The organism is Methylobacterium indicum, assembly GCF_001043895.1.
GTDB classification, from domain to species: domain Bacteria; phylum Pseudomonadota; class Alphaproteobacteria; order Rhizobiales; family Beijerinckiaceae; genus Methylobacterium; species Methylobacterium indicum.
In genome coordinates this window covers 1-852 of the sequence record NZ_JTHF01000408.1, presented here as the reverse complement: position 1 = coordinate 852, position 852 = coordinate 1, and the positions used below count along the sequence as shown (strand labels likewise).

1 protein-coding gene and 1 pseudogene are annotated in these 852 nt (G+C 74.8%); both read left to right on the top strand.

Annotated elements, in window-relative coordinates; translation table 11 throughout:
- On the top strand, nucleotides 1-557 hold a 557-nt coding region (locus QR78_RS30875), incomplete at its 5' end, for a DUF6502 family protein (protein WP_048431459.1).
- Nucleotides 558-568: 11 nt separating this feature from the next.
- Nucleotides 569-852, top strand: a pseudogene (locus QR78_RS30870) (DUF5666 domain-containing protein); the annotation flags it as partial.

Here is an 852-nt window from a genome sequence, read left to right as displayed (position 1 = left end):
GCATCATCGCCCGCTGGATCGCCGCCCCTGAATTCACCGAGGCCGACGGCCGCCCGCGCCCGCTGCCGCGGGCGGCCGAGACCGGGCCGTCCTTCGAGAGCCTGGTCGCCTCGGTGACCCGGGACCTGCGCCCCCGCGCGGTGCTCGACGAGTGGCTCGACCGCGGCCTCGTCACCCTGGATGCCGAGGAGCGCATCGTGCTCGCCGAGGCCGCCTTCGTGCCGAGCGGCGGCGGCAGCCAGCAGCTCTACTATTTCGGCCGCAACCTGCACGACCACATCGCCGCATCGGTCGCCAACATCCTGGACGAGAAGCCGCGCTTCCTCGAGCGTGCCGTGCACTACGACGGGCTCTCGCCGGCCCTGGCGCGGCGGCTCGAGCTGCGGGCGCGGGAGATCGCCATGGAGGCGCTGCAGCAGGCCAACCGCGAGGCGCATGCGGCCTGCGAGACCGATCCGGGCGGCGAGGCACGCTGGAACTTCGGCATCTACATCTACGCCGAGGATGCGCCGCGGCCCGTCCCGGCGGCCGTTCCGCCGGAGAAGGGCGCGCCGTGAGGACCCGGCCCGTGCGACACCCGTCCCGCTCCGCGTCCCTGTCCCGGCGCGGCCTGCTGCGTCTCCTCTCGGGAATCGGCTGGCTCGCCGCCGCCGGGCCGGCGGGGGCGGCGGGCGACAAGATCCTCGACCAGGGCATCGGCGGCACCGGCATCCGTCCGGGCCCCGACGACGAGGGCGACCGCGGCATCGGCGGCACCGGCGTCGTCGGCACCATCCGGGGCTTCGGCAGCATCATCGTCAACGACCTGCGCATCGCCTACCCGCCCGAGGTGCGGGTGACGATCGACGGGCG